Origin of the sequence: Candidatus Hamiltonella defensa 5AT (Acyrthosiphon pisum) (assembly GCF_000021705.1) — a bacterium.
In the GTDB taxonomy this organism is placed as follows: Bacteria; Pseudomonadota; Gammaproteobacteria; order Enterobacterales; family Enterobacteriaceae; genus Hamiltonella; species Hamiltonella defendens.
This window is the reverse complement of the sequence record NC_012751.1, coordinates 1,435,750-1,462,534: the sequence shown is the minus strand read 5'-3', so window position 1 is coordinate 1,462,534 and position 26,785 is coordinate 1,435,750. Positions and strand designations below refer to the sequence as shown.

Here is a 26,785-nt window from a genome sequence, read left to right as displayed (position 1 = left end):
CAGATCTAATAAATGATTGGAGAAAACAGCATGATTCCTATGCAACACGGGCTAATTTTGGCCGCTATTTTGTTTACATTAGGACTGACAGGGCTGCTCATACGCCGTAATTTAATTTTTATGCTGATCAGCCTTGAAGTCATGATCAATTCAGCTGCGCTGGCCTGGGTGGTCGCTGGCAGCCATTGGGGGCACCCCGATGGACAAATTTTCTATCTATTGGCAATCACTTTGGCTGCAGCAGAAGCCAGTATTGGATTGGCGTTGCTTTTACAACTGTATCGACGCCATCACACACTCAACATTGATATTTTGAGCGAGATGCGCGGATGAACTTACTTTTTTTAACACTGTTTTTTCCCTTATTGGGATTTTTGCTGCTGGCTTTTTTTGGAAGAAACTGGTCTGAAAACAAAGCGGCACTGATTGGTGTAGGAGCGATTGGCTTATCCGCTTTAACAACACTCTATGTTGGCGTTAATTTTATCACTCAAAAAAACGCTTTATCGTCACCAGATAGGCCTTTTTTCTTTGAACAAACTCTGTGGCAGTGGATATCGACCGATTATTTTCATATTCCAATAACTCTGATGTTAGACGGCCTCTCCCTAACCATGCTTTCTGTGGTCATAGGCGTCGGTTTTTTAATTCACCTGTATGCCTCCTGGTATATGCGTGCAAAACACAGCTCTCACGATGAAAAAGAGCAGGCTAAAGTGGGTTACGCCCGTTTTTTTGCTTATACCAATTTATTTATTGCCAGCATGGTAGTCCTGGTATTAGCGGACAACCTCCTGTTGATGTATCTCGGTTGGGAAGGCGTTGGTTTATGCAGCTACTTGCTGATCGGCTTTTATTACACTCATCCTGCCAATGGTGCGGCCGCGATGAAAGCCTTTGTCATCACCAGGATAGGCGATGTATTTTTGGCTTTGGGGCTGTTTATTCTCTATCAACAGCTCGGGACCTTAAATATTCGTGAGCTGATGATCCTGGCACCTACACACTTGGCGGTGGGCTCTGATGCCATCACCTGGGCCACATTGATGTTATTGGGCGGCGCTGTTGGTAAATCGGCCCAATTGCCACTTCAAACTTGGCTGGCAGATGCGATGGCGGGCCCGACACCCGTTTCTGCCCTAATTCATGCTGCGACCATGGTCACTGCAGGCGTTTATTTAATTGCTCGCACGCATGGCTTATTTTTGATGGCGCCAGAGATATTGCACTGGGCAGGCATCATCGGAGCAATCACGTTGCTGTTAGCAGGCTTTGCGGCGCTTGTACAAACGGATATTAAGAGAATATTGGCCTATTCAACCATGAGTCAAATTGGCTACATGTTTCTGGCCTTAGGTGTCCAAGCCTGGGATGCTGCGATTTTCCACCTGATGACCCATGCTTTCTTTAAAGCGCTTTTATTTCTTTCTGCTGGCTCTGTGATCCTCGCCTGCCATTATGAACAAAACATCTTTAACATGGGGGGTCTCCGTAAACCACTGCCATTCCTTTATCTGTGTTTTTTGGTCGGCGGTTCAGCTTTGGCGGCGTTGCCCGTCATCACAGCGGGTTTTTACAGTAAAGACGAGATTTTATGGGGAGCATGGCTTCATAACAATATAGAGCTGATGATCGCTGGTTTGGTTGGGGCTTTTTTGACGGCGGTTTACACTTTCCGCATGATTTTGATTGTTTTTCACGGTGCGCCTCCAGAACATCCTCCTTATAAAGCCGCTCCCAGAGAAATATCTCATCATGTGCCACTCTGGGTGTTGTTAATACTCTCTACGTTTATAGGGGCGTTAATTATGCCTCCTTTGGCGGGGGTTTTACCAGAAAACCATGCACTTGAAACCGGCAAAACGATCCTGGCATTTTGCTCAGGGCTGATTGTGATAACAGGTATTTTACTGGCGAGCTTTTTGTATTCAGGGGATAGACACTGGGCTCAACGGTGCCAAAAAACCTCTATCGGGACTTTTTTGAGCGCCTTATGGTTCAACGCGTGGGGATTTGACCGTCTTTATGATCGCGTATTTGTAAAACCTTATTTATGGATTGCACGCTGTTTACAAAGCGATCCCCTCAATACCAGCATGAATTTTTTATCGCTTTTGTGCCTCTGGGGAAATCGCCTCTTTTCTTTGAGTGAAAATGGGCAGATACGTTGGTACCTAGCCTCTATGGGCGCCGGTGCTGTCTTGATATTAACGCTGTTGTTGATGAATTAATAAAATTGACTGAATTTTTTTAACTAGGAACGTAAAACGCCATGCTCGCACCCGCTACTGCTACCTTATTGCCTTGGCTTATTTTTATCCCTTTTTTAGGGGGATTGCTCTGCTGGCAGCTAGAGCGTTTTGGCTCATTTGTGCCCGTCTGGACAGCTTTAATCACTATGGGCGTCAGCTTATTACTGATTTTTCAAATCTATTGGCAAGGATGGGGCAACTCTCATTCCGCTTTTTTAGCCCCCATCAAAATGTTTCCCGAATGGCGGGCAGAATTTGTATTACCCTGGATTCCGAGCTTAGGCATTGAATTTCACCTGGGATTGGATGGATTATCCTTCTTAATGCTGGGATTGACTGTTTTATTAGGCACTTTAGCCGTTCTTTGCTCATGGCAAGAAGTCAAAAAAAATCAAGGATTTTTTTATCTCAATTTGCTCTGGATTTTAGGTGGCGTCATCGGCGTCTTCCTGGCTATTGATCTTTTTTTATTCTTCTTTTTCTGGGAAATGATGTTGGTTCCCATGTACTTTTTAATTGCCTTATGGGGACATAAAGCGTCAGATGGAAAAACCCGCATCAGTGCGGCCACGAAATTTTTTATTTACACTCAAGCCAGCGGCTTAATCATGTTGATCGCTATTTTAGGATTAGTTCTTCTGCATTATCGGGCCACGGGAGAGATCACCTTTAATTATGAGAATTTATTAAATACGCCCATGTCTCATCAGGTCGAATATCTCTTGATGTTGGGATTTTTTATTGCCTTTGCGGTCAAAATGCCTGTCGTTCCCTTACACGGCTGGTTACCCGATGCACATAGTCAAGCGCCTACGGCAGGCTCAGTCGATTTGGCCGGCATTTTATTGAAAACTGCCGCTTATGGCCTTTTGCGTTTTTCTTTACCTTTATTTCCACATGCCTCACATGAATTTGCCCCAATCGCTTACTGGCTTGGCATTTTTGGCATTTTTTACGGTGCATGGATGGCGTTTAGCCAAACGGACATCAAACGTTTGATCGCTTACACCAGTGTTTCACATATGGGATTTGTTTTGATCGCCATTTATACTGGGAGCCAACTGGCCTATCAGGGCGCGGTGATTCAAATGATTGCGCATGGGCTCTCTGCCGCTGGCATGTTCATCATCTGCGGGCAGCTTTATGAGCGTTTGCATACGAGGGATATGCGTGAAATGGGCGGGCTTTGGGGTCGCATCAAATATTTGCCTGCTATTTCTCTGTTTTTTGCCGCTGCAAACCTGGGAATGCCCGGCACAGGCAATTTCATCGGGGAATTTATGATTTTATTTGGCAGCTTTGAAGTCGTGCCCCTGATCACCAGCATCTCTACTTTCGGACTTGTGTTCGCTTCGGTGTATTCATTGATCATGATGCAACGTACTTTTTATGGTGCACCTAAATCGAAAAGCCCCCTCTCACCCATGACAGCAAGAGAAGGCTTAATCCTGATGCTCTTACTCACGCTATTGGTCCTGTTAGGATTTTATCCACAACCCGTTCTGGATATTTCTCATCTCTGAGAAAATAAATCGGTCATTAATATTTAATTAACAGTAAAATCAGCAATCTAAAATAAAAAAATCATATGTCCTATTAACAAAGTAATTTTAGTTAACTAACTTGAAATAACTTTTTTAAAAAAGTTAAAAAAAGAAATTATTCCAATTGATCTCCTCAACGAAAATTAAAAACCCAGTTAAGAAATATTAAGCACTAATCACTTTAATTTTTTTAGATAAGAATTAAAATTAATCTTTATTAAAGAATGATAAAAAATATTAAATGCTGAGAAAGCTTAAATGATTAAAATTGAATTTTCTGATTCAGAAAAATGATATTTTTTATTGATCCATCAATCTGGATTTTTTTAAAAAATTATTCTTTAACAACTCAAAATAAGGGAAATATTAATTATGTTAGATTTTGGTACAAGAAAATCGAGACGTAGAAGCACTTCTGTTCAAGAAAAAAACAAAGAATTTACTCAAAAAGCAACGTTTAAGCTGGGTAAAAACAAGGAATTTACAATTAATCTTTATGGGAAAAAAAATAAAAACATCTTTAATAGAATGAGTGAAAATGCTTTTAAGGAAGCGTTTAGAGAGATTTTATTGACTGTCGAAGAGAAATTTGAGGAAATAACAATAAAAAACAGGCCGGCTACTTTTAATTTATTTATTTCTAAAAACTACAATGATGATAAACAATTCATTAACCAAAGCAAGAAAAGTGTTAAAGAAAATTATAATATGCATGTCAATACTTATTACCACACTGAAAGCGAACAACCCGATAGGATAAAAGCAGTTTTTGCTCAGGCTTTGATTTGTCATTGGGCTGATCAGAAAAATTTTGAAAATCCAATTCTAGACACGATTATGGATGGTATCGCCAATTATATTTATGATTTATCAAAATCTAAAGATTATAAACCTATTATGATCGACGATAAGATCGTCAAAGAAATTAAAGGCAAAGGCTTCGCAGAAATTATCAAGGACACAGATCTTGTTAAAAAACATCCATCAATCAAATCCGCTCTGATTTATTTTATTGATGAAAATTCTCCTAATTTAAATTTAATAAAAAAATGGTCAAACTTAATTAATCAAAATACTTCATTAAAAGAATTGGAAAAAGTTTTTAATCAAGATATCGAGGATCTTAGCCAAAAACTCAAAAAAAACAACGAATCTCACATATTTGATAAATTTATAGAGAGAGAAGAATCAAAAGCGGAGTTCGTAAGTAGTCATTATGGATTACAGATATACACAGAACCAGACCCATCAACGTTTCATTTTGAGAAACCTGAAAAATCTGATATCAAAGAACCAATACATCAAAAAACTGAAGAAATAATACCTCCTCAAGTTTCATTACCTACTCAACAAGAAAACACTTTCTATCTGAAAAAGACCTTTAGCTTTGATCTAAAAGATGGTAAAAAAATAGACGTTAAGCTTCATACGAAAAATCACTTCAATGATACTTTTCTTTCTCAAAAAAATATTTCTGATGCATTAAAAAAAGTTGTCGAGACATTCGTAAAATTAAATCTAAGACCAGATCTGGATGCTACATTTAATTTATTTATTTCTCAGGACGTCTCTGATCTTCAAAAATCCATCGGGAGCAATGAAAATGATTCAGATAGTCATGTCTATGATATGCGTGTCAATGCCAGATCTGGTACATCGCAAAGTGATACAGATAATTCTCTTTTAAGACCAATTGACATGAATGCTATAACAAAAGTTTTTGCTCAATCTTTAGCTTCTCATGTTACCAAGAATAAAAATCTTCAAAACACGATTCTGGGAGCCTTTGGAGATTATATTTATGATTTGTCAAAAATTAAAAAAGAAGGAACTCCTTTTATTTTGAAAGAGACTAATGATTATCAATGGATGCAAAAAATCAAAAATTTTGAATATAACAAGTTAATCAATTTTATGAAGAAAGATTCATTACTACAAAAAGTAATGCTTGCGCTTTTGGATCAAAAATCTAGCAGAACAGCAATAAATTTTTGGGTGGAAGAAATTAATAAAAACAATCATTCACCAAATGAGTTTTTAGAAGCACGAATGAATAAAATTAGAGACAAAATAGGAGCAGAGAGGTTGCGAGAATACTTGATAGAATTTGTAGAAAAATATACATATGAAAAAATTACTGATCGCAGGTTTTACTCACCTATAAATGGTATTCGTTATGGTGATTTGAGAAATCAAGACCCACCTCAATCAGCTTATTCTTATGAACATAAAATACCTGCTTCTTTCTTCCGATCCAGTAAATCAATGAGATCTCCAAGCGATACTGAGAACATATCTCTGATTAGAGATGCTTCTGGTAGTTTTGTTTCTCAAGAAAGGGTTATTTATAACAACCATTCACCCGTTCAAAACGGATCTAAAAATTCAGCTATTATCTTTCCAAATAATTAAATAAATGTATCCGGTCGTGTTTTTACGACGAATATGACCGGCACTTTATTTAAAAGCAGAAATAAATGATAAAGCCCCAACACTTAGATGGGGCTTTTTTTAGCTTGAGTTTCTCCCCAAAATAGGGTTTTTTGGTTTTTCCCGGTGTCTTTATCGTCAATTCGGTAGTCGACAGGCACACATTTAGTGCTCTTTATGACATGGTACAAAAGGTTCACTAACCTGATTCCTGCCAAAAAATCCTTTCCAGAAAACCTTATCTTTGCTGGTGATATTCGGATTTTTACATTTCAGATTCGCAATAGGCTTGAATTTGCTTTTGAATCCCCCGACTGTCTAACCCATATGCCGCTCTCATTTCGTTCTGTTCCCCCTGTGGGATAAATTGATCGGGTAGACCAATGTTTAAAAGCATCACTGTTTTTTTGTGAGACATCAAGCACTCATTCACCGCACTGCCTGCACCACCTTTGATCACATTTTCTTCTATTGTCACTAAAAGACTGTGGTTTGATGCCATCGCCAATATCAACTCAGTATCCAAAGGCTTGATAAATCGCATATCGACCAAAGTGGCATTGAGATGAATAGCCACTTCCCTCGCCACACTCAGTAAAGTCCCAAAACACAAAAGGGCTATCTTTTCCCCTTGAATTTTGATTTCAGATTTACCAATGGTTAAAGGAAATAAAGGTTGCAAAGCCACTCCCGTGCCTTGACCTCGGGGATAACGCACCGCTGCAGGCCCAGGATGCAGATATCCAGTGTGTAACATTTGCCGACACTCATTTTCATCGCTGGGCGCCATGATCACCATGTTGGGGATACAACGCATGAAAGAGAGATCAAAGGCGCCTTGATGTGTTTGCCCATCTGCACCTACTAGCCCTGCTCGATCAATCGCAAAGAGCACAGGCAAATTTTGTATCGCTACATCATGGATCAGCTGGTCATACGCACGTTGTAAAAAAGTGGAATAAATCGCGACCACGGGCTTGTATCCTCCAATGGCTAAACCCGCTGCGAAGGTGACCGCGTGTTGCTCAGCGATGGCGACATCAAAGTACTGTTTGGGATATTCTCGAGAAAAACGCACCATGCCAGAGCCTTCTCGCATAGCAGGTGTGATCGCCATTAATCGCGGGTCAGTGGCTGCGGTATCACAGAGCCAGTCCCCAAAAATGTTAGAATAGGTCGGTATCGAATCAACCGTTTTCGGTAAAGTCCCTGACAGGGGATCAAATCGAGGAACCGCATGCCAAGCAATCGGATCTTTTTCAGCAGGTGTATATCCTTTGCCTTTTTTTGTCACGACATGCAGCAATTGAGGGCCTTTGAGATGGCGCATATTTTCAAGCATGTGGACCAGCGTGTAGATATGATGACCATCAATAGGCCCGATATAGTTGAAGCCCAATTCTTCAAATAAAGTACTAGGTACCACCATTCCTTTTAAGTGTTCTTCTGTCCGTTTTAAAAGCGCTTTAATAGGTGGTGCAGCGGAAAACGCTTTTTTGCCTTTTTCACGAAGGCGAGTATAAAATGAGCCTGATAATAATTGCGCAAAGCGATTGTTTAATCCCCCGACATTTTCTGAGATAGACATGTCATTATCGTTGAGTATCACCAACATATCGCTGTGGAGCTCACCGGCATGATTCATGGCTTCAAAAGCCATTCCTGCTGTGATGGCACCATCTCCAATCACGCAAATGATCTTTCGCCCTAAGCCTTCTCGTTCTGCGGCGACAGCTAAGCCTAAACCGGCGCTGATAGAAGTAGAAGAATGCCCCACAGAAAGGACATCGTAATCACTTTCTTCTCGAGATGGGAAAGGGTGTAACCCATTTTTTTGTCGAATGCGGTCAATTTGATCTCGTCTGCCTGTTAATATTTTGTGGGGATAGGCTTGATGGCCTACATCCCATATCAAATGATCAAAGGGCGTTTTGTAAACATAATGCAATGCCAGGGTGAGCTCAATCACACCTAGCCCAGATGCAAAATGCCCACTCGACTGGCTCACCGCGTCCAGTAAATATGATCGTAATTCTGAGCACAATTCTGGCAAAGATTCTTTAGGCAATAAACGCAATGACTCTGGCGTTTCTGCTAATGCTAAGGTGGGATATTTTTCTTTATTAAAATTCATTCAGTACTCATGCTAAGTGACATTTTTTAATAATGACGCTCTAAAATAAAGTGAGCACAAGCCTGTAAAGGCAGCGTGTTATAGACACTGGCTTCAGGCACTGTTAAAGCAGATAAAGAAGACTGATAAAGAGCCGCCATTTTTTTTTGGGCGCCTTTTAAGCTCAATAAGCCCGGATAAGTCGCTTTACCTCGTTGTTGATCTGATTTTGGTTTTTTCCCTGTTTTTCTGGCCTCCCCGATTTCATCCAAAATATCATCTTGCACCTGAAAGGCCAGCCCGATACTTTTGGCGTATTGATCTAGCCAGGGAAGGGCTTTTCGCCCGGTTTCACCAGCGGCTAGGGCGCCTAGACGCACCGCGGCCCGAAGCAAAGCCCCGGTTTTATGGTGATGAATCAGCTCAAGGGTCTCAAGAGAAATGTCTAAATATTCAGACGCCATATCTAATGCCTGCCCTCCACACATACCAGTGGCACCACTGGCCCGCGCAAGCTCAGATAGCATTGCTAATCTATCTTCTGTGACGACATCTGGCATGCGGTCATCTGCCAAAATCGAAAAAGCCAGGGATTGTAGTGAATCGCCCGCCAAAATGGCATTAGCTTCACCAAATTTGACATGGCCGGTTAATTCTCCTCGACGCAAATCGTCATTATCCATAGAAGGAAGATCATCATGGAGCAAAGAGTAAGAATGAATGCATTCTATAGCGGCCGCAGGCGCATCGAGATTGCTCAATGACAAGCCGAGCATTTGCCCTGTGGCGTATACCAAATAAGGACGTAAGCGTTTACCGCCCATCAAAGTGGAATAACGCATGACGTCTAGCAATACAGTATTATAGGCGGGCAATTTGTCCAGTGCACTTGATAGGTACGTCTCAACACGTTTCTGATATTTTGAAAGCTGCTGATCAAAATCAAAGGAAGTGTGTTGATCCGAAAAGGAGATTTTATCAGGCATACCATTACTCAGAATCAAGGGTGAACGGATTTAATTTCGCATCAGGGGTATCGCTGAGTAAAATTTTTACATGTTGTTCTGCCTCTAACAACGTTTTTTGCGTTTGTTTTGTTAATTTGATGCCTCGTTCGAATTCATTGAGGGCTTCTTCTAATGAAAGATTGCCCGACTCCAGGCGAGTAACAACCTGCTCCAAATCATTTAAGGCGGTTTCAAAACTGATCGAGGCATTTTTTTTTATTTTGGATTTTTTTTTCTCAGAAAAGTCTGAGCTTGCAGAGGTTAATTTTGGCATAAGGGGTCTCAAAAGAAATCAATGATCAAGATTGAAAATAGGTTTTAAAATAGTAGCATTGAATCTTCAGATGAAGATGAACCAACCATATCAGCTCTATCCTTTTCTTCCACGGGGAGCATAATCATGAGTCAGGGGTATGTCGTTGGCAAAACCGCTTTCATCAAGATAAATCATCTCTTTTTCAACTGCACAGCATTCAGGGCTTACGATAAAAGCAAAGTTCCTGATAGAGGTGGGATATTTGCTCTTATGGCTTTCAGCGAATCACTGCATTAAGGTCTTTAAAATAAGCCGCTTTCACAGACTCATATCAAGTAGCTTACTGACCGGACTCAGGAGTGTCTGTGGAATATAGTGATCATAACCTTTATGCCTGCAGTACTCGCTGAACTGAGATAAAGAGTTAGCCCCTGCTTTACGATATATGACCTGTAATTTATTTTCCACTGTACGGTGTGATAATCCCAAATGAAGGGCAATGAGCTTGCTACTCATATTTTGCAACACACAAAAAATAACCTCGAGTTCTTTTTGGGTAAATACGTTTTCTGGCGGATAAAATAAAAAGTAGCCGGGCTTGGCACGTGATAATAAGTGTTTTTTTAGTAATAGGTCCTCAACTTTTCTAGCGTGAAAAATGGTCCCAATACAAAGCCGACTGTGTTCTTCATAAAGCGGATATTTATCAAAATAATAAAGTCTCATCAGTTGATCGGTTTCATAGGGGTGAATTTCAATGGAGCAAAGACGATCCTTGCGCTCGATTGTTTTGCGATCATGCTGCTGAAAATGAGAGGCGAAACTCGCGATTGGAGAGGGTAATTCATCATCAAGGTGTCCGGCAATACAGAACACTTTGGGGTTGATATTGAGAAGTTGGTAATAAGCAGGATTAGCGTAAATATATTTTGAATTAATATCCTTGACACCCCACGGCTCCTGTGAGGATTCCCAAAACATGAGCAATTGCGCAGGTAAAACGGACAAAGAGTGCCCCGTATCTTGAGCCTCTCTCGCAATTTTTTCTATATTGTTCACATGAATGCACCTCGTTTGTTAAGTTAAAGCTATATATTTGACATTATTGAAATGGACCTCAATCCTTCATTTGCCTTACAAAATTTATGTTCTGGCACTATGGATAAAAAACTCGCACAGACATTTGCTTATACCCAAAAATTTCGTGGATTGCAAAATTGTCTTTTGCGGGTTGTCCACCAAAATATAGACTATTAAAAAAATCAGGCGATAACCTGAATTTTTCTCTGAAACGGGCAAGATATAGAGGCATTATAATCGGCTCGTCATTAAGCCTGAATCATGAATAACATTGAATTGAATCTATTAAAACACGCCAAAAATTTTTTAAGAATAAATTATTGATATTGTTTATTGACTTGGATTGACAAGGAAGTAAAAATTGACGCTAAAGTCTTGTTTTTAGATATGTGTTTTTGATAAGTCAAATTGAGAGTGTGAGTCGTAGGGCTTTAAATAAACAGGTTTATTAATCTCATTACTAAATTCTTCGGCAATTGCTTTTTGCATGTTGATCTTAATATTATTAATGGATTCAGCAAAATCATAAATCCACTCATTTTCCGCTCCTGTTGTGCTTGTAATATGGATAGCATCTAGCAAACAAAGTGGTCTGTGATAATAATCAAAACATTTCATTTGTAATAAAATCCATTTTTGCGCCAAGCTCTGATAAACCGCCATTTTTTGTTTTACTTTTCCATCCAATAAATGTAGAAAGATTTTTTTTTGATTCGCAGGAGAAATCCCTTCTAGTTTATTTAGCTTGTTATCATACGACACTTTATTTAAAGCACAATTGATAGGAATATTTTTGTCTAAAAGGTCACTATCATTAGTTAATTCTCTTTCTTTTATATCAGAAATATCTTTTTCAGTATTTCCGTAGACAAACGTATCTTCATCTATAGCATCTTGAATCAAAAAAGAAAAAGTATATGCTCCGTCTTTTTTTGGTCTAATAAATGCTTGAAATTTATTTTGATAAACAGGATGGGCCATTTGCTTGAGTTGATAAAAAGCAATCACTTTTTTTACTGCTGATTCAGTGTTAATTAAGTTCATCATTCATAATTTTGATGTGTTAACTCATGAACTTTTTCTAGCACTTGAGTTTTTTTGGTTCGACAAAAAAAACCTTTAATGGTTTCCCATACGCCCATATCGGTAGTGTTTTTCTTTGACAGATTTTTAATCGCGTATTCGATATTTCTTTCGTTAAGCACTTTCTGGGATAAACCATTATTTTGACTTTGAATAGACAGCGACATGATATTTCTCCTTAAGCATTCTTGAAGGGCGAACGCTTTAAAATATAGCAAAAAAAGAGTAAAAAATACTTATATATGATGTTTTATTAAAAAATTTATAAAAGGCTCAAACAGGTTAATTGATTGGAACACGATATTATTGCGCGTATTATCGAGGAAAAGGCTGTCTCGGTTAGCAGACATTAAATACACGGGGGAAGGCGTATTTAACCCGTTCAGAAGCCTATATCGCAGGTCAGGTTGATGTACTTTTAGAGGGACTGAATATTCAGAAAAAAACCATGATTATCTGGAATTGAGGTTAAAAAATATATTTTCATAAAAATTAATCATTTTTAAATTTTTGGAATATGTATTAAAATAGACCCACATATGTTAATGCATCAAATCCTCTGAATGCATTCAGAAAAGGTATTTTTTAACAAATAAGGAAAATAACAAATGCTAAATGTTCACGTGCAAAAAATAAAGGACCAAGATTTCCGGATTGATCATATGAAAGAAGAAGTTTTTTCTAAAAACATAGCGTATTTTCAGCAAATACCAGAGAAAATCAAAAAAACCGGGGGTGATTTTTTAAATTTACCAGCGGATTATGATACATATTTTTTGGAAACAGATCATAAAATGGATGAATTTCTATTGAATTTTAAAAATGAATTGAAAGACAGAAAACACGAAAACGTGACTCTTAGTGAAGAAAAAGAAGAGATCCATCGTAAATTTGAAGCAGCTATAGAAGCAGCTCTGTTTGAAGTGGAAATAGTCCTAAAAGAAAATCAAGACAAATTGCAGGTGCAAGAAATAGAGGATCTTATTAATGTTTTAGCAGCTAACAAAAATGACGGTATTCCATTATTAAAAGAAAGTGTTTCTGGTTTTTCTGGCGTGGACACATATTTTATTCCTGCAAACAATGATTCATCTTTTTCGTCTGTTAACGATAACGATAACTACTTGCTCACATTTGTCAGCTTATCGTAGCTGTAAAGGTTTTTCCCTTACAAACCTACTATATTAAGAAGACAACCATAAGTTAAATAAATTGTCTCCGGTATTGTTTTAATGAACATGACCGGAGTTTTTATTTTAGAAATAGGGAGTAAAATTTCAACAAAACATAAAAAGGCTTGGGCCTCGTAACTCCTCATAATTCTCTGATTCTGCGGCAAGCGTGCACAAAATACAAAGTCTCTGCCAGGGATAAATTAAGATGTCTGCCCGGAAAAATAAGTATCCACCTGTTCTTTTGTCAGCACAAACAAACCCTCCCCCCCTTTCTGACATTGCAGCCATAAAAAAGGAACATCAGGATGTTTTTCTATTAAACTTCCTTGACTGTTGCCGACTTCACAAATCAATACCCCTTTCTCTTTTAAAAACCTTCCGGCACTACTTAATATGCGCTGTACTAGTTTTAAACCATCTTCTCCTGCTTCTAATCCAAGACGAGGCTCAAAAAGAAATTCGGGCGGTAAATCGTTCATATCTTTGGCATCCACATAGGGAGGATTAGTCACAATCAAGTCATAAGTGATGCGGGGCAAATCGTTAAATAGATCGGAATAAATAGGGGTGACTCTATTTTCAAGCCCATATTGCTCAATATTACATTCGGCTACAGCAAGAGCACCTCTAGAGATATCTACTGCATCTACTTCTGCTTCAGGAAAAGCCTCTGCGCAAGCAATCGCAATACAGCCACTGCCTGTGCACATATCCAGTATATGAGCAGGTTTTACTGATAATAAACCATAAAAGTGATCCTCAATGAACTCCCCTATAGGAGAACGCGGTATCAAAACTTGCTCGTTAACATAATACGACTGTCCACAGAACCAAGCGGTATTAGTGAGATACGCTACTGGAATACGTTCATTGATCCTGCGAATAATGCGCTCAAGAATACAGTGGCGTTCACTTAGGGTTAATCGTGCACTTTTTATTTCTTTGGGCATATTGATAGGAAGCGATAAACTAGGGAGGATGAGTTGTACTGCTTCATCCCAAGGGTTATCAGCCCCATGACCGTAATAAATATCTGAAGCATTGAATTGGCTGGTGGCCCAGCGCAGCCAATCTTGAATGGTATGTAATTCTTTTAAGGTATCTTTTATAAGTACTTTATCAGAAAAGGTGCTCACAAATTTGCATTCTCTTTAGAAGGGAAGGATTTCGTCTTCAACAATACGCTCATGATATTATCTAAAACTAAAAAATAGATGGAAAAATAAACCTCATTATATGATGCCTCTCAAATCTCTAAAACATTTAAATACGTTTTCTATTACTGCCCATGCAGTTGATGTGATTTCCGTAGATTCAGTCAACATTTTAATTGAGGCTTTTCGTAATACGAAAAATCTCAAACTTCCTTTTATTTTTTTGGGATCGGGCAGTAATGTCCTCTTTTTGGAAGATTTTTTAGGTGTTGTGCTATTAAATCAAATAAAAGGGCTCAGTTACACAGAAAGTGAAACTGATTGGCATTTGCATGTTGGCGCGGGTGAAAACTGGCATGAATTAGTCTGTTACACATTACAACACAATATCTTGGGTTTAGAAAACCTTGCTTTGATACCAGGTTCTGTAGGAGCAGCACCCATACAAAATATTGGAGCCTATGGTGTTGAATTCGATCAAATTTGTGAATACGTTGATCTGCTAGATCCCTGTACCGCTGATTGCCAGAGATTGAGCAGAAAAGATTGCCGTTTTGGATATAGAGACAGCATTTTTAAACATTATTATAAAACCTGTTTTGTTATTGCTGTCGGCATTAAGCTAAAGAAATGCTGGGTGCCTAAATTAGATTATGGTGATTTAAAAAAACTGGATCCTTTTAAGGTGACGGCAAAAGAGATTTTTGATTTTGTTTGTGCGATTAGGCGAAATAAACTCCCTAATCCGCTGTTGATCGGGAATGCTGGAAGCTTTTTTAAAAATCCACAGGTGGATCGCGATACCGCTGCTTTGATGATCAAAAATTATCCCGATTTGGTTTATTACCCTCAAGCGGACGGAACAGTAAAATTAGCCGCAGGCTGGCTGATAGATCAATGTCATTTGAAAGGATATACAATAGGCGGTGCGGCTGTCCATGATCGTCAAGCATTGGTCCTGATAAATAAAAACCATGCCTCCAGTCAAGATATATTGGACCTGGCACGTCATGTTTATCAAAAGGTTGCTTTCACATTTTCAGTTTACCTGGAACCTGAAGTACGTTTTATTTCTGCTGAAGGAGAAATCAATCCAATGGCTGTTTTATCGTGAAAAATTTTATCGTGCCTTTTCGCTTAATCCGATTGTTATCAACGGGGGCTGCCTATTCAGGCGAACAATTAGGGCAATATCTTGAAATAAGCCTTTCAGCCGTCAATCAACATATTCAAACGCTCCGACATTGGGGGCTGGAAATCGAGGCTCAAACGATTAAGGGATATTATTTATCGTCTCCTATTGAATTACTGGATGAAAAAAAAATATTGAGAGATTTACCTGAAGGCCGGATAAAAGTATTGGCTTTAGTCGATTCAACGAATCAGTATTTATTAGATAATATAGAGACACTCCGTTCTGGTGATGCCTGTGTCGCGGAGCACCAAACAGCAGGGCGAGGAAGGCGGGGCCGAGAATGGGTTTCACCCTTTGGTCAAAATCTTTATCTTTCGATGTTTTGGAGACTCGAAAAAGGGACGGCAGCGGCTGTCGGATTAAGTTTGGTCATAGGGATTGTGATAACGCAAGTGTTGCGCAATTTGGGGGGAATAGACATCCGAGTGAAGTGGCCAAACGATCTGTATTATCGGGATAAAAAATTGGCAGGGGTTTTGGTGGAGCTTCTGGGAAAAAAATTTAAACCCGCTCAAGTGATTATTGGTATGGGTATTAATATCAACAACCCATCATCAAACAAAGGGATTGAGCAAAATTGGAGCCATCTCAAAGAAGCAGGAATAACAATAGATCGTAATAAATTAACCGCTTTATTATTATCGGAATTACGTTCTCAACTCATTGAATTTGAAAAGACAGGTTTATCTACTTTTATTTCGAAGTGGCACGAGTTGGATAATTATCTTAATCGACCCGTCAAATTAATCGTCGGGGATCAACAAATACAAGGCATTGCCAGAGGTATTGATCAACACGGGGGGTTATTATTAGAAACAGAAGGAGGCATCAAAACTTATCAAGTTGGAGACATTTCTCTTCGTGGAAGATGATTTGTGTTCACAGAAGTTTGAGTAAAACGGATTATAAACATTTTCATAATATCAAAAATATTTTCAACTTGTATGACGGTGAAGCCTCCATTTTTTTTAAAATGACAAATAAAAAATCTTTGTTTTTCGCCTCAAAGATATAGACACAATCAAAATATGGCGGGGGACAGAACAATCAGCCAACCGGAATGGTAATCACACATTTGATGAAAAAAATAGAGATGAATCAAAAAAAACGCAGGGAAATTTTAGCTCGTTTACGTGATCAAAATCCTCAGCCTCGTACTGAATTAGTGTATAGCACTCCGTTTGAATTGTTAATATCAGTCTTGCTTTCAGCTCAAGCCACTGATCTAAGTGTGAATAAAGCTACCTCAAAACTCTATCCTGTGGCGAATACACCAAAGGCGCTTTTATCATTAGGTGTCAATGGGCTCAAAGAATATATTAAAAGCATTGGATTATTTAATACCAAAGCCGAAAACATTATTAAAACCTGTTCTCTGTTGCTGGAAAAATACCAAGGCGCCGTGCCCGAAGATAGAGCGGCATTAGAATCTCTGCCTGGTGTCGGTCGCAAAACAGCCAATGTGGTTCTTAATACCGCTTTTGATTGGCCGACTATTGCTGTTGATACTCACATTTTTCGTGTTTGTAACCGAACGAAATTCGCATCTGGTCAAAATGTTGTTTTGGTTGAAAAAAAATTGCTTAAGGTCGTACCAGAGGAATTTAAAAAAGATTGTCACCATTGGTTGATTCTCCACGGGCGATACCATTGTATCGCGCGTAAGCCACGTTGTGGCTCTTGTATCATTCGGGATTTATGTGAATTTAAAGAAAAAACAGAATTGACGGCTTCGTTCTAAATATTTTGAAATAAGTCGTTGCTCTATCCGTTTTTTCCTATAGGTATTTTTCTATCCTCCTTCAAAAAATAAATCCCATCATTTTTTTATGCTTTATAGAACTTTTTTATTTTTTAATAGTCATAACATATGCCATTGCTTTTAAAATCCACATTGTATTGAGGATCCCGATAAATCTCCTTTTTAGGTTTTGTTTATCGGGTTTTTTATTGTTTTAATATATGATATTTTAATGAAAAATTGTTATTTTTTATTTTAAATCAATCCCCTCCCAACAAATCATAGAAAATTACAATAAGTATTATGAAGATCATTAAAAATTCCCCCTTGGTTTCAAAAAAGTCGAAAGATGCTCTGCCCTGGTCCAAAAATGACACTATGTGGATGTTAAGCTTGTATGGCACCGCTATTGGCGCCGGAGTTCTTTTTTTGCCTATCAACGCAGGTATTGGCGGTTTATTGCCACTGATAGTCATGACGCTGATTGCCTTTCCAATGACCTTTTTTGCTCATAGAGGTCTTTGTCGTTTTGTACTTTCAGGGGCACATCCAGACAAGGACATTACCGAAGTAGTGGAAGAACATTTTGGTGTCGGAGCCGGTAAACTGATCACATTGCTGTATTTTTTTACGATTTATCCGATTTTACTGGTTTACAGTGTGGCTATCACCAATACGGTCGAGAGCTTTTTGATACATCAAATGCACATCTCCCCCCCCCCACGCGTACTTTTATCCTTTACTTTAATTTTTGGCTTAATGAGTATCGTCCATTTTGGAAAAAATGTGATTGTGAAAGCCATGAGTATTTTGGTCTTTCCATTTATTTTCGTATTAATGCTGCTGACTTTTTATTTAATCCCCTACTGGTCAGATGCTATTTTTTCAAATGTATTCTCCAACGAAACCACCTCTACCAAGAGTATTTTAATGACTTTATGGCTCATTATTCCTGTGATGGTATTTTCGTTTAATCATTCACCGATTATTTCGGCTTTTGCAGTAGCAAGCCGTAAAAAATACGGCGTAGATGCTGAAAAAAAATGCGGAAGTATCCTGGCATGGAGCCATATCATGATGGTGATCACGGTGATGATGTTTGTTTTTAGCTGTGTGCTTTCTCTATCTCCCTCGGATTTAGTACAGGCAAAATCAGAGAATATTTCTATTTTGTCTTATTTAGCGAATCATTATAATAGGCCTCTTATTGCCTACATCGCGCCTATTATTGCTTTTATTGCGATTTCAAAATCTTTTTTGGGGCATTATCTCGGAGTCCAGGAAGGATTCAATCGGTTAGTGATGCAATTAATGTGTACTCAGAATAAAAAGGTAAAGACGACGTATTTAAACCGTATCACCGCCATCTTTATGCTGATCAGCACCTGGATAGTAGCGACGCTAAACCCTAGTATACTGGGTATCATTGAAACGCTGAGCGGCCCTGTCATCGCCATATTACTTTACTTAATGCCGATGTATGCTATCCATAAAATTCCAGCAATGCGTCAATACAGTGGCTATACGAGTAATATTTTTGTGGTGATTATGGGGTTAATGGCAATCTCTGCCATTCTTTATAATTTATTGGATTTTTGGGCTCCCTAACCCCCCCAAAATGTATATAGGCCCACCTTTTGTATGAGTAAGACAGTTGACGAAAGAAGTCTTATTTATCGTTTATGCTGCTCATCAAATAGGCATTGTGAGAGAAAATGCTCAGTGTTCACCCGAGATTTGATGAAGCGCAATTTTTTGTAATAACGCTTTTTATATAACAGTTGCATGAAAAAGAACCTCGGGTATAATCGCTGGCGGTTTTCACAAACGCCTTTTCTCAGTGCCGAAGTGGCGAAATTGGTAGACGCAGTTGACTCAAAATCAACCGCTTTCGGGTGTGCCGGTTCGAGTCCGGCCTTCGGCACCAGTATCTAGTCCATCCTCATCCGAGGAAGTCCAAAAAACCTTTAAAATCAAAGATGGCGGTGATTTTATCATCCGGCGTCCTCCAAGCACATCCGTTGCAATCCAAACCCCGCTGGGGGCATAATTGGGGGCATCCCCACTTCGATAAGAAATGTGCCCCCAAAATGAAGCTGAATGCCCGCCAGGTCCACACTGCAAAGCCTAAAGAAAAAAACTATAAAATGGCCGATGGTGGCGGTTTGTACCTTGAGGTCACGATCAAAGGATCAAAGTACTGGCGCATGAAGTACCGACGGCCAGCCGATAAAAAAGAAGACCGGCTTGCCTTTGGCGTCTGGCGGACAGTGACGCTTGCTGAGGCTCGTGCTAAGCGTGACGAAGCTAAAAAGATGTTAGGGCAGGGTATTAACCCTAAAGCTGAGCAGAAAGAAGCCCAATCTGAGAACGCCGGGGCTTATACTTTTGAAACGATCGCTCGCGAATGGCATGCGAGTAACAAGCGCTGGAGTGATGACCATCGTTCGCGGATGCGCTACCTTGATCTGTATATTTTTCCTCATATTGGTTTGGCAGATGTTCGTAAGCTGAAAACCAGCCAGCTGTTAGCACCCATTAAGGCTGTTGATGCCAGTATGCCAGTGGCAGGCACGATGTCGCTCAGCGCTTTCAGCAGCGCGTTACAGCAATAATGCGCTATGCCGTTCAGAACGATTACATTGAATCCAACCCTGCTATTGATATGGCCGGGGCACTTTCTACGGTCAAAGCTCGGCATTACCCTTTAGTCGTTTTCCAGAGTTTCTTGCGCGCCTTGCCGCATATCGTGGACGAATTATGACGCGTATTGCCGTAGAGCTTTCATTACTGACTTTTGTCCATTCCAGTGAGCTGCGCTTTGCCCGGTGGGATGAGTTCGATTTTGAAAGAGCCTTGTGGCGGATACCTGCACAACGCACAGAGATAAAAGGCGTTCGTTACTCCCATCGTGGCATGAAGAGGAAAGAGGAGCATCTTGTACCGCTAAGCCGTCAGGTTTTAACTTTGATGGAAAAGCTGAAGCAATTAAGCGGTGATAATGAGAGGCTCTTTCCCGGCGATCACGATCCTAAAAAAGTCATGAGCGAAAACACGGTTAACAATGCCCTACGTGCTATGGGGTATGACACGAAGACCGAGGTTTGCGGGCATGGCTTCAGGACAATGGCACGAGGCGCGCTGGGTGAATCAGGGTTGTGGAGTGAAGATGCGATAGAGCGGCAGTTGAGCCATTCTGAGCGAAATAGCGTACTAGCTGCCTATATTCATACATCAGAGCATTTGGACGAACGCCGCTTGATGGTTCAATGGTGGGTAGATTATCTATATTCGAATAAAGATACTTATACCACGCCTTTTGATTTCGCTAAAAATAATGAGCGGTAAGTGAATCGATAACTTTGAAAAAAAGGGCGCTTAGCGACCTCATAATTTTTATTTTGGTGGCTTAAATGCGGATAAAATTATTTCCGCGTCATTTGTTACAAGCTCAAGGTTGTTAACCGCCAAGTCAATTATTTGTTTTTTCGAACTAACGGTTTCCTTTTCTAAAGCCTCAAGTTTTAATAAGGATTCAACAAATTCTTTTTCTGTAGTTTCCTTAGGGTAGGGGATTGATAAAGACTTCATAGCATCCCATTTCACTCGCGTTCTATTAGCTCCCGTAGCTACAAGTAAAATTTCTGATAAAACTACTGGAGATCTCAATATAGCCCAAAGCATTTTAGGTTCAAAACCTGGCTTTGCTCTTAAGATAGTGTATTCTGAAGATACAACGCAGCCGCCCAAATCTTCAGGTACTACGGCTATACTTCCATAGCTGGCCGCAATATTAGATATGACCACATCACCTTCAGAAACGCGATAAAGTCTATTGTATTGCGTATCAGCAGGGAAGATTGCATTGCCAGCCTCAGACGAACCGTCATAACGAACTATTAAAGGCACTTCAGTCGCTGAGTGTTCTGCACACTCAATTACTTCATCCTCAGTAAATACTTTAAGCTCAAGAGCATCCTCAATTTTTGTAACTTTGAAACCTTTAGAAAGCCAATTTTCTTTGTTACTACCTACTGTCATAAGGCAGTGTTTAACATCTAATCTATCGGAAATTCTGTCAGCATCTACGATATACTTTTCATTACCATTGCCGCTTGTAAATTTTTGGTATTCATGGGAAATATCTTCTATTTCTTCTTTTGCTTTTTTCTTATTGTGTGCATCAATAGGCAATGTGCGAGCTCTTGCTGGATCGTCGATGCCCACAAAGACACATGGATACATGAAAATACTAGGTTGTGATTCATTCTCAGTATGTTTTTTTGTCAGAATCAATATGGATGTTTTCACGCGATCCATAGAACGTTGAAAAGCATCACCTGGTAGAGATACTACAGCATTAATGATAAACTTTTCTCGAAGCCAGTCTCTAAACCATGAGTAGTCTTTTCCATTCAGGATTCCATCATCAATGACGGTTAAAAGTCGCCCACCTTTTTTCAACACATCATAGTACCTTTCCATGAACATTAAGTTAGAGCGAAGTTCAGTTTTTACTTTGCCAGCGTCATAAGTTTTTAAAGAATATTGAGAAAGGATTCTTTCAGCATTTGAAATCTCGTTTTTTTCCTTATCTTTTGACTTGCCAATTGAGTACTTTTTAGCAAATGGTGGATTAGTAATGATAACATCGAAAAAACCTTCTTTATTGGCATAAATATTGCGCATCTGTTCTTTTTCTGCCAGCAACTCAGGTTTGTCCGTTTTATGAACTGGCAACTCTTTGTCTAATGCGTCAATGTTGTATATGCAACTTCCGCCATCTCCATGTAAATACATATTTAGCCTGGCAATACGCGACAAATTTGGATCTCTTCCTATATCTGCGCCAAAAATATGTCCGTAGGCAATGGCTTGCTTGTACTCCTCTTTCTTTTCTTTGGAAAGTGAAGGGTTTTTTTCTATTTTACTCCACATGTCTGCAAAAACATCGATTAAAAATCCTCCTGTGCCGCAGCATCCATCATAAACACGATCACTTCTTGATATATCTTGCGCGTCAATTTTAAGCCCAGCAAGAGCTACGCCTAGTTTTACAACACTTCGCGGGGTAAAATATTGCCCTAAATCTTTACCGCGCATAGTGGCACTCAAGAAGGTTTCAAATAATCTACCATTAAGATCTGCATCAATGCCAAATAGAAACAAATGTTCGAGTTTAGATACTACGCCATTTATAGTTTCGGGCGTAAGATTTATCTGGTCATCCTTTTCAAATATTCTCTTTTTCTTCTTAGTAGATATTTCTATTTCCATTTTCGAAATGAAATCAGAAAACCATATTGAACTCAACGGGTTAGCCGTATGTTTTTCCTGTTCTGCTAACAGTTTTCTAGAAAATCTTACATCAGCCAATGGAACGTTGAATTGTTCCTCTTCAACCTTATTAGGGTATTTGTCACGTATTTCTCTATCGGATAATAGTTTGAGCGCTACTATTTTAACAAACTCCATAAATGCGGCGCCTTGACTGATGTTGTCATTTTTATATATAAATTGGTGACACCAAGCAAAAGCTTCATTAACATCTTTTAAGGGGGCTTTCTTTAATTGCAACGAGTTTTCTTCATTTGAATCTTCAGTCTCTTTAGATAGCTCATTTACATTTAGCAACTCCTTGAGTTTTTTGAATTTATTATTGTCATTTTCAAAATCAGAAAAACTCAAGGCTAATATTGGCATGTTTAAATCATGCTTGTAGAGTTGCGTGAGGTTTCCGTTACTAAGTAAAAAATATTTAACGGGTTTATTTTTTTCATGCTCACCATTTATTGTTGCACAATAATCTCTTGGCTGGAGTATATGATCCTCCAAACTTTCACTAGGAGATTTGGCCTCAACTATTAACCGGATTTTATTTTTAAGCACAACTCCATAATCTGGACGATACTTTACAGCTCTGCGTGAATTTAATTTTTTTACAGATAACTCGGCAAGAGAGCGTTTAGGTCTGATGTTTTGGTCTTCATAACCTAATTCTGTTAGCAATTTCATAAGGAAAAAATTCTCGACATCAGCTTCATTATGAAGGTTATCAGAATTGCAAAATATATTTTTCACGTTATCGGTTTACTCGTTTGATTCAATAAAAGCAACTTGTTGCTTAGTTTCAAAGCTGCATACATTTTATCCAGCCTCAGCTTAGGCAGAAGCTAACATCAGCTTTTAGATGCTACAACGCTGGCATAAAGGAACATCTGCTTTTCTGGAAAGATTACATAGACATTTCTGCTTACTGATTGAATTTAGCTCCTCTGTTATGTATAGCGCGATAGCGCGCGCTCGTAGCCCCGCCACTGCTGGCCTTTCCTGCCGTCACGGGTTGCCGGAGACTCATGCGTTTTCATGCAGCATAGACATGCACTCACGCACTAGGCGTAAAAAAGCCCGGCACGGGCCGGGCATCGGTGAATTTGTGTCTCTGTGGCTCAGAAAAGTTTACGCTTGCTACGGTCGGTTCTGGCTACCCGGAAAGGATGCGCACCGCTCACGCTCAGCACGTCATCACGGAACATCAGCGGCTGGTTTACACTCGTCCACTGCCTGATAAGGTTCAGGACATATCTGTAGTGGCATAGTTAATTTGGCCACCTGGTTTTTATCAGGTGGCCAAATTAACTATGCCACTACACTCTGGGGCGTATGTCGTGACGATAACAGACGCCCGGTTCCGTGTGCAGCCCAGCGGGGCCAAATCGATGGAACTGTCGATTGAAATGGACGCCCTCCCTTTTTAACCCCGGAGGTAGAGATGATGCAACAAAGAACCCCTGACTGGTTCGAGGCCCGTTGTGGCAAAGTCACGGCCAGCCGGTTAGGAGACCTGATGGCCAAAACCAGAGTGGGGGTTGCCGCCTCGCGGGCGCGATATCAGGCCGAGCTGATTTGCGAACGTCTGACCGGGCAACGGGAAGAGGGGTTTGTCACGGCGGCCATGAGAAGAGGTACGGAGTTAGAGCCTGAGGCCCGAGACCTGTACCGCCTGTATTTCGGGAACGAAGTGAAAGAAGTGGGACTGATACCCCATCCGGCTATCCCGGATTTTGCCGCCAGTCCGGACGGGCTGGTCCATCAGGAGGGATTGCTGGAAATCAAATGCCCGAATGCGTGGACACACCTGGAACTCCTTAAAACAGGGCAGATTAAAACCCCGTGGCGACTCCAGATGCAGGCGCAAATGATGTGTACGGCAAGAGCCTGGTGTGATTTTGTCAGCTATGACAGTCGCTTCCCTCAGAGCTCACCTACTTTCAAGTCCGAGTTCATGTTGAACCTGTGTTGAACGAAGAAATTGAACAGGCCGTGCACACCTTTCTCAATGAAATAGAGAAAGAAATTGAGTGTATTAAAAAAAATGCGTCTAAAATGCCATCTCAAGTACGACCTGCAACAGACAGTCTCCCTATGTAACCTCATTTATCCAAAAGGACATATCTGATGAAAAACATCCTGATTCTGCTCATCACGGGTTTGCTGAGCGCTTTCTCGTGGGCGGACGACATCACGGGACGCGTGGTCAGCGTTCATGATGGCGATACGCTCATTCTGCTCACCCCTGAACAAAAGCAGATTAAAATTCGACTGGCAGAAATAGATACGCCAGAAATCGGCCAGCCTTATGGAAACCAAGCCAAAAAAGCGCTCGCTGATTTGGTTTTCGATCAAACCCTCACCGCTCGTTCAAACCAAAAAGACCGGTATGGCCGAGTCCTGGCTCAGCTGTATCTGGGAGAGGTGTGGATTAACGCGGAAATGGTCAAACAGGGCGATGCCTGGGTGTATCGACAACACAGTCGAGACCCGCGTTTGCTGGCCTTTGAAACCCAGGCCCGGGAAGAGAAGAAGGGATTGTGGGCCCTGCCAGAGTCACAACGCGTCCCGCCCTGGGAATGGAGAAAGTCGAGGTGGACCCAAAGGAAACATCCCCCTTTCCTCTCTGAACCCGCACCATGAACCTGGGGTGATAAACGCACATGCGCCCAAATGACCTCCTGTGAAGAAGCCCGTTTTTATTTGAAGCAATGCGGGCTGAGTGCGTTGGACAGAAACCAAAACGGCCGTCCTTGTGAAAAGCTCTGCCGTTAAGTGCAAGGCGTTTTTTTATCTCGGCACGGAAATCAAAGGAAACATCCTATAAGCTCACACAATCAGTCTTAAAGCTATACACTCATTTTTTTTAACTCAGGTTATTCACAATGATTCACATTGATATCCAAATTATTCAAGCATTTTCGAGAGCTTTCGTTGTTAAAAATTTCCGTAATCGGTTTGTACATGAGGCTATCAAAAAGCCAGCCAGACTACACCAACGCATATGTCACGGAATAGAAGACGTGTTTCCTATTGCATATAAGAATTGTTCGTTTCAGTTCTTGCCAGATGAACCGTGCTTAATTTTATGTGGTAATTTGAGATTAGAAAAAAGCACATGGAGCCAAGTACAATCAGTTGGAATTGGTGGTTTTTTAGTGATGAGTTTATCACAGTTAAAATTTTACGCTGAAACGGAAGGTAGGCCAAAATCTGAAATATGGGGGGCTTCACTCAATCATGGCACTGTTAAAAAAATTTAAATAATTATAAAGTTTTATAAAAAACCGCTCCAGATTAATCAAAATGACTTTCTTAACAATGCCATAATCGGTATCACGGGCATGCCCGATGTATTCCCTTTTTTTAATCTCAGCCCTGCTCGAAAATTTGACGAGTCAATCCTTTGTCCTTTTTTTACCTCAACCCTGTCACTCTGGAGAATGTGTGATGTCTCATATCCTTAAAACACCCCTGATGCTTTTTCAATCTGCTGAGGCCAATATTCAACTGCAAGGCATGCTTTACCAAGGCAAGCCGGTGTTTTTTGCGGTTGAATTGGCCAAGGCGCTGGGATATAAAAACCCACATGAAGCTTTACAGGATAACTGTAAGTTATTGATTAAACTTAATTCTAGCCAGACGCTAGAATTGAATTTAGGTTTTAAACCCAAGGGAATTATCCTTGCCCCAGAGTCTGACCTGTACCGCCTGATACTCAAAAGCAAATTGCCCTCTGCGGAACGGGTTCAAGACTGGGTCTGTGAAGAGGTGTTGCCTACCTTGCGACAGCAGGGGAGCTATAGCATGAATAAAACCCATCGTGACGCAGGGAGTGGCTTACCTGAGTTCCGTAAGGCCAGAGCCATGCAGATTCAAATGGAAATTGCTGAAAAAACATTTCAGTGGGCAACAGGGCTTTCCGACATTGCCCGCCAGGCAGTGATTGCAGGACTGATTAACCCTATCGCAGGGCATGAGGTCATTCCTCTGCCTGTGATTGAAGAACAGCACTATAGTGCGACGCAAGTCGGGAAGATATTTCATGTTTCAGCCAACAAAATTGGCCGTATCGCCAACGACAATCACATGAAGACCGATGAATACGGAGAATATTATCTCGACACATCTCGCCACAGCAGCAAACAAGTGGAATCCTTTCGCTACAACGAGAAGGCGGTGAAGAAATTCAAGCGCATTCTGATGGCTGAAAAAGAGGTCAAAAACCATGTTTTGGTTTAATCCGTTGACGAAAGAAAGTTTCCTGGTCTATATTGATAACGCACCTGCCAATTCAGGTGTCGAGATTAGCCTCCCGCCGAAGTGACCGCGACTTTATTGACACGCCGCGAGCGTGTTTTTTTATGTCGTCATTCATGCTTCATCTCTATGGTGGACTGGATAGGGCAACCGTAAGGTTGGCT

The 26,785-nt window shown here is 40.3% G+C and carries 25 protein-coding genes, 1 tRNA gene and 1 pseudogene; 19 read left to right on the top strand and 8 right to left on the bottom strand.

All coding sequences use genetic code 11. The features are described from left to right. Window positions 1-30: 30 nt before the first annotated feature. From nuoK to HDEF_RS07165, 4 genes are all read left to right on the top strand, one after another. On the top strand, window positions 31-333 hold the full coding sequence (nuoK, locus tag HDEF_RS07180) for an NADH-quinone oxidoreductase subunit NuoK (protein ID WP_015873991.1): 303 nt from the start codon (window positions 31-33) through the stop codon (window positions 331-333). Next, entirely contained in the window at window positions 330-2,231 is a 1,902-nt protein-coding gene (gene nuoL, locus HDEF_RS07175) for an NADH-quinone oxidoreductase subunit L (RefSeq protein ID WP_015873990.1), read from the top strand. Before nuoK ends, nuoL begins: the two co-directional genes overlap by 4 nt. A gap of 41 nt (window positions 2,232-2,272) precedes the next feature. Continuing rightward, a complete protein-coding gene (gene nuoM, locus HDEF_RS07170; RefSeq protein ID WP_015873989.1) occupies window positions 2,273-3,775 on the top strand; it encodes an NADH-quinone oxidoreductase subunit M in 1,503 nt (500 codons plus the stop codon). 393 nt (window positions 3,776-4,168) lie between these two features. Next, window positions 4,169-6,208, top strand: a complete 2,040-nt coding sequence (locus HDEF_RS07165; RefSeq protein ID WP_015873988.1) for a hypothetical protein — start codon at window positions 4,169-4,171, stop codon at window positions 6,206-6,208. A gap of 283 nt (window positions 6,209-6,491) precedes the next feature. Here the strand turns inward: HDEF_RS07165 and dxs are convergent, their stop codons facing one another. The 4 genes from dxs to HDEF_RS07145 all read right to left on the bottom strand — a co-directional run bounded on the left by dxs (window position 6,492) and on the right by HDEF_RS07145 (window position 10,661). Next, a complete protein-coding gene (gene dxs, locus HDEF_RS07160; protein ID WP_015873987.1) occupies window positions 6,492-8,360 on the bottom strand; it encodes a 1-deoxy-D-xylulose-5-phosphate synthase in 1,869 nt (622 codons plus the stop codon). A gap of 26 nt (window positions 8,361-8,386) precedes the next feature. Beyond that, window positions 8,387-9,325 carry a (2E,6E)-farnesyl diphosphate synthase gene (gene ispA, locus HDEF_RS07155; RefSeq protein ID WP_015873986.1) on the bottom strand — a complete coding sequence of 313 codons (939 nt, stop codon included), beginning with the start codon at window positions 9,323-9,325 and terminating at the stop codon, window positions 8,387-8,389. Window positions 9,326-9,329: 4 nt separating this feature from the next. Continuing rightward, complete coding sequence (gene xseB, locus HDEF_RS07150) at window positions 9,330-9,620, bottom strand: exodeoxyribonuclease VII small subunit (protein ID WP_015873985.1); 291 nt, start codon at window positions 9,618-9,620, stop codon at window positions 9,330-9,332. 300 nt (window positions 9,621-9,920) lie between these two features. Then, window positions 9,921-10,661 (bottom strand): helix-turn-helix transcriptional regulator, encoded by a 741-nt coding sequence (locus HDEF_RS07145; RefSeq protein ID WP_015873983.1) that lies wholly within the window; start codon window positions 10,659-10,661, stop codon window positions 9,921-9,923. A gap of 51 nt (window positions 10,662-10,712) precedes the next feature. Between HDEF_RS07145 and HDEF_RS13920 the strand changes: the two genes are divergently transcribed. Continuing rightward, window positions 10,713-10,859, top strand: coding sequence for a hypothetical protein (locus tag HDEF_RS13920; protein WP_234809378.1), 147 nt, complete (start codon window positions 10,713-10,715; stop codon window positions 10,857-10,859). Window positions 10,860-11,063: 204 nt separating this feature from the next. Here HDEF_RS13920 and HDEF_RS07140 read toward each other — a convergent pair whose 3' ends face one another. Continuing rightward, entirely contained in the window at window positions 11,064-11,729 is a 666-nt protein-coding gene (locus HDEF_RS07140) for a hypothetical protein (protein WP_015873982.1), read from the bottom strand. Then, window positions 11,726-11,932 (bottom strand): hypothetical protein, encoded by a 207-nt coding sequence (locus HDEF_RS07135; RefSeq protein WP_015873981.1) that lies wholly within the window; start codon window positions 11,930-11,932, stop codon window positions 11,726-11,728. Before HDEF_RS07135 ends, HDEF_RS07140 begins: the two co-directional genes overlap by 4 nt. A 495-nt stretch (window positions 11,933-12,427) precedes the next feature. On the opposite strand from HDEF_RS07135, the gene HDEF_RS07130 reads away from it, so the two are divergent. Then, window positions 12,428-12,916, top strand: a complete 489-nt coding sequence (locus HDEF_RS07130) for a hypothetical protein (RefSeq protein ID WP_234809377.1) — start codon at window positions 12,428-12,430, stop codon at window positions 12,914-12,916. Window positions 12,917-13,140: 224 nt separating this feature from the next. Here the strand turns inward: HDEF_RS07130 and prmB are convergent, their stop codons facing one another. Beyond that, the gene (gene prmB / locus HDEF_RS07125; protein ID WP_015873979.1) at window positions 13,141-14,076 is read right to left on the bottom strand and encodes a 50S ribosomal protein L3 N(5)-glutamine methyltransferase; all 936 of its coding nucleotides are present in this window, start codon (window positions 14,074-14,076) and stop codon (window positions 13,141-13,143) included. A gap of 100 nt (window positions 14,077-14,176) precedes the next feature. Between prmB and murB the strand changes: the two genes are divergently transcribed. The 6 genes and pseudogenes from murB to HDEF_RS07095 all read left to right on the top strand — a co-directional run bounded on the left by murB (window position 14,177) and on the right by HDEF_RS07095 (window position 20,378). Then, window positions 14,177-15,208, top strand: coding sequence for a UDP-N-acetylmuramate dehydrogenase (gene murB, locus HDEF_RS07120; RefSeq protein ID WP_015873978.1), 1,032 nt, complete (start codon window positions 14,177-14,179; stop codon window positions 15,206-15,208). Further along, window positions 15,205-16,161 carry a bifunctional biotin--[acetyl-CoA-carboxylase] ligase/biotin operon repressor BirA gene (gene birA / locus HDEF_RS07115; protein ID WP_015873977.1) on the top strand — a complete coding sequence of 319 codons (957 nt, stop codon included), beginning with the start codon at window positions 15,205-15,207 and terminating at the stop codon, window positions 16,159-16,161. The genes murB and birA overlap by 4 nt, the downstream gene beginning before the upstream one ends. A 221-nt stretch (window positions 16,162-16,382) precedes the next feature. Beyond that, window positions 16,383-17,030, top strand: a complete 648-nt coding sequence (nth, locus tag HDEF_RS07110) for an endonuclease III (RefSeq protein ID WP_015873975.1) — start codon at window positions 16,383-16,385, stop codon at window positions 17,028-17,030. 303 nt (window positions 17,031-17,333) lie between these two features. Further along, window positions 17,334-18,638 (top strand): serine/threonine transporter, encoded by a 1,305-nt coding sequence (locus tag HDEF_RS07105; RefSeq protein WP_015873974.1) that lies wholly within the window; start codon window positions 17,334-17,336, stop codon window positions 18,636-18,638. Window positions 18,639-18,872: 234 nt separating this feature from the next. Next, window positions 18,873-18,957, top strand: a tRNA-Leu gene (locus tag HDEF_RS07100). 163 nt (window positions 18,958-19,120) lie between these two features. Then, window positions 19,121-20,378 (top strand): annotated as a pseudogene (locus HDEF_RS07095) (tyrosine-type recombinase/integrase). 48 nt (window positions 20,379-20,426) lie between these two features. Here HDEF_RS07095 and HDEF_RS10995 read toward each other — a convergent pair. Next, window positions 20,427-23,111, bottom strand: coding sequence for an N-6 DNA methylase (locus HDEF_RS10995; RefSeq protein ID WP_048901571.1), 2,685 nt, complete (start codon window positions 23,109-23,111; stop codon window positions 20,427-20,429). A 109-nt stretch (window positions 23,112-23,220) separates the two neighbouring features. On the opposite strand from HDEF_RS10995, the gene HDEF_RS12205 reads away from it, so the two are divergent. From HDEF_RS12205 to HDEF_RS07070, 7 genes are all read left to right on the top strand, one after another. Further along, window positions 23,221-23,598: a hypothetical protein gene (locus HDEF_RS12205; protein ID WP_148207015.1), complete on the top strand. Its 378-nt coding sequence runs from the start codon at window positions 23,221-23,223 to the stop codon at window positions 23,596-23,598. 204 nt (window positions 23,599-23,802) lie between these two features. Further along, window positions 23,803-24,333, top strand: coding sequence for a lambda exonuclease family protein (locus HDEF_RS07085; protein WP_320408661.1), 531 nt, complete (start codon window positions 23,803-23,805; stop codon window positions 24,331-24,333). Further along, complete coding sequence (locus HDEF_RS13640) at window positions 24,330-24,461, top strand: hypothetical protein (protein WP_320408660.1); 132 nt, start codon at window positions 24,330-24,332, stop codon at window positions 24,459-24,461. Before HDEF_RS07085 ends, HDEF_RS13640 begins: the two co-directional genes overlap by 4 nt. A gap of 27 nt (window positions 24,462-24,488) precedes the next feature. Next, window positions 24,489-25,004 (top strand): thermonuclease family protein, encoded by a 516-nt coding sequence (locus HDEF_RS07080; RefSeq protein ID WP_015873970.1) that lies wholly within the window; start codon window positions 24,489-24,491, stop codon window positions 25,002-25,004. 30 nt (window positions 25,005-25,034) lie between these two features. Beyond that, a complete protein-coding gene (locus tag HDEF_RS13810; protein ID WP_095034718.1) occupies window positions 25,035-25,136 on the top strand; it encodes an excalibur calcium-binding domain-containing protein in 102 nt (33 codons plus the stop codon). A gap of 110 nt (window positions 25,137-25,246) precedes the next feature. After that, on the top strand, window positions 25,247-25,624 hold the full coding sequence (locus HDEF_RS12605) for a hypothetical protein (protein WP_015873969.1): 378 nt from the start codon (window positions 25,247-25,249) through the stop codon (window positions 25,622-25,624). Window positions 25,625-25,811: 187 nt separating this feature from the next. After that, complete coding sequence (locus tag HDEF_RS07070) at window positions 25,812-26,603, top strand: BRO-N domain-containing protein (protein ID WP_015873968.1); 792 nt, start codon at window positions 25,812-25,814, stop codon at window positions 26,601-26,603. Window positions 26,604-26,785 lie beyond the last annotated feature (182 nt).